Genomic DNA, 2550 nt, shown 5'->3' on the forward strand with positions numbered 1-2550 from the left:
GGAGACCCGGGCGCCGCGAAGCGCGGCTTCGGACACGGTCATCGACCTCACCTCCCTGTCATCCCGATGCGGACTCGTCGAACGCGAACGGCCGCCAGTCTACCCGTGCGGCACCGGCGTCATCACCCGCCGGGGGTGGGACCGGTGTCGTACACGGGGACCTGGGACTGGCTCTCCCACGCATGAGCACCATGGCACCTCCGGTGCGGCGGTCGGCATCCGCGCCCGGGTTGCCCACGGGCCGGAGTGCGAACGGCCGGTGACGCGGCAGGCAGGAGGCCTCGTGCACCGTGGGATCGTGGGCGCCGGACGCGCCGTGCGGGACCGCCCGTGCGGCTTCGCGGCGTGGAGGGCCGCTCCGTCCGCCCGGCTCGCGACCAATCCGTGGGCCGTGCGGCCTCGGATCACCCGGGGACATGCCCACCCGTCGCAATTCTTTTGGAGACCCGCTCGTGAAGGAAGCCGTGCACATCGGCAGAAATCCATCGGCCCGACCTGATCTGCAACAGCTCATCCATGAGGTGGCCCTGGGAGATCAGGACTCCTTCGCCGCGGTCTACGACGCGGTGGCGGGGTCGGTGCTCGGCGTCGTCCGGACGGTGCTGCGCGACCGGGCCCAGTCGGAGGAGGTCGCGCAGGAGGTTCTGGTGGAGGTGTGGCGCACGGCGCCCCGGTACCGGCCCGAGCGCGGCACGGTGATCAACTGGATCCTGACCCTGGCCCACCGGCGGGCCGTGGACCGGGTGCGGTCGGTGGAGGCCGCCGCCGCCCGCGACCACAAGGCCGCCCTGCTCGACCGTACGCCCGAGTACGACGAGGTGACCGAGCAGGTGGAGACGAGGCTGGAGCGGGAGCAGGTGCGGCGCTGCCTGCGTACCCTCACCGAGATCCAGCGCCAGTCCGTCACCCTCGCCTACTACCGCGGCCTGACCTACCGGCAGGTCGCCGAGTCGCTCGCGCTGCCGCTCGGCACGGTGAAGACGCGGCTGCGCGACGGTCTCATCCGGCTCCGTGACTGCCTGGGGGTGAGCGCGTGACGCGCACCGAGGACCTGCACAGCCTGACGGGCGCCTACGCCCTGCACGCGCTGCCCGACGACGAACGGACCGCTTTCGAACGGCATCTGACGCACTGCGGCACCTGCGAGCAGGAGACCCTGGAACTGGCCGCGGCGGCGGCCCGGCTGGGTCTGGCCACCACCGTCACGCCCGGCCCCGAGCTCAAAACCCGGGTCCTGCGGCGCATCACCACCGTGCGCCAGGTCCCGCCCGGCGGCGGGAGGGTGGAGCGGGCGCGGCGCGTCGTCCCCCGGGGGCGGGGTCCGGTCCGGTGGGCGCTGGCCGCGTGTGTGGCGGCCGCGGTCGGGCTCGGCGGCACGACCGTCTGGCAGTACCAGCGGGCCCAGGACGCCGGGGAACGTGCGGCGCGGGCGGAACAGCGGGCCGGAACCCTGGCGGGCGTGCTGGCCGCGCCCGACGCCGCGTCCCGCACCGCGCGCATGGCCGGCGGGGCGACCGGGACGCTGATCGTGTCCGAGCGCGAGGACCGGGCCGTGTTCCTGGCCTCGGGCCTGGCCGAGCCGCCGCAGGACAAGGTGTACCAGCTCTGGTTCGACGACCACGGCACGATGCGGCCCGCGGGCCTGATGGAGCGCGACCGCACCAGTCAGGCGGTGCTGCTGGAGGGCGCCGTGGACGGTGCGGCGGGGGTCGGGATCACCGTGGAGCCGGCCGGCGGGTCGGAACAGCCGACCTCCACACCGATCGCACTGATGAACCTGCCTGCCTGAGGCCGCGGGGCTCCCCGCGCCCGTTCCCCTCCGCTCGCCGAGGGCCGGGACGGGGAGCCCCGCGGGCTCGGTCGCCACCCGCCACCGCCGATCCTCGGCTGGTAGGCTGGTCAAGACGTTGATCGTGGATCGAGGAGTCCCAGACATGGTGGGTGACGACGACATCTCCGGGTGATCCCCGGATCTGACCGGCCGCCGGTGCGCGCGCGAGAGCGCCGCCGCAGTGGCCTTCTCGTCGTTCCCTTTTCCCCTTCTGTCTGCCGGGCAGAGGCCTCTCCCTGCCCGCCCTCTCCTTCACGAGGTCGTGTCATGTCCGACGCCGCAATCCGCTGTTCGCGCCTCTCCTTCTCCTGGACCGACGGCACCCCCGTCTTCGAAGACCTGTCGTTCACCGTGGGCACCGGCCGTACGGGACTGGTCGCGCCGAACGGTGCCGGCAAGTCCACCCTGCTGAAACTGATCGCCGGGGAACTGCGGCCCGGCGCCGGGACCGTGTCCGTGACCGGCGATCTCGGCTACCTGCCGCAGAGCCTCCCCCTGACCGGCGACCTCACCGTGGCCGAGGTGCTGGGGGTCGCCGCCGTGATCCGGGCCATCGACGCGGTCGAGGGCGGGGATGTCGCAGAGGAGCACTTCACCGTCATCGGCGACGACTGGGACATCGAGGAACGCACCCGCGCCCAGCTCGACCGCCTGGGCCTGGCCGGCCTCGCCCTGGACCGGCGGCTGGGCACGCTCAGCGGCGGTCAGGTCGTCTCCCT

Annotated in this window: 3 protein-coding genes; all 3 read left to right on the forward strand. The window is 73.3% G+C overall.

The window, feature by feature from the left end; genetic code table 11:
• The first annotated feature begins 452 nt into the window (after nucleotides 1-452).
• Nucleotides 453-1037 (forward strand): sigma-70 family RNA polymerase sigma factor, encoded by a 585-nt coding sequence (locus RIF68_RS34040; RefSeq protein ID WP_289910112.1) that lies wholly within the window; start codon nucleotides 453-455, stop codon nucleotides 1035-1037.
• Complete coding sequence (locus RIF68_RS34045) at nucleotides 1034-1789, forward strand: anti-sigma factor (RefSeq protein ID WP_289910113.1); 756 nt, start codon at nucleotides 1034-1036, stop codon at nucleotides 1787-1789. Before RIF68_RS34040 ends, RIF68_RS34045 begins: the two co-directional genes overlap by 4 nt.
• 309 nt (nucleotides 1790-2098) lie before the next feature.
• Nucleotides 2099-2550, forward strand: a 452-nt coding sequence (locus RIF68_RS34050) for an ATP-binding cassette domain-containing protein (protein WP_309055333.1), incomplete at its 3' end; no start/stop codon positions are given.

Origin of the sequence: Streptomyces sp. (assembly GCF_031178505.1) — a bacterium.
GTDB classification, from domain to species: Bacteria; Actinomycetota; Actinomycetes; order Streptomycetales; family Streptomycetaceae; genus Streptomyces; species Streptomyces gulbargensis.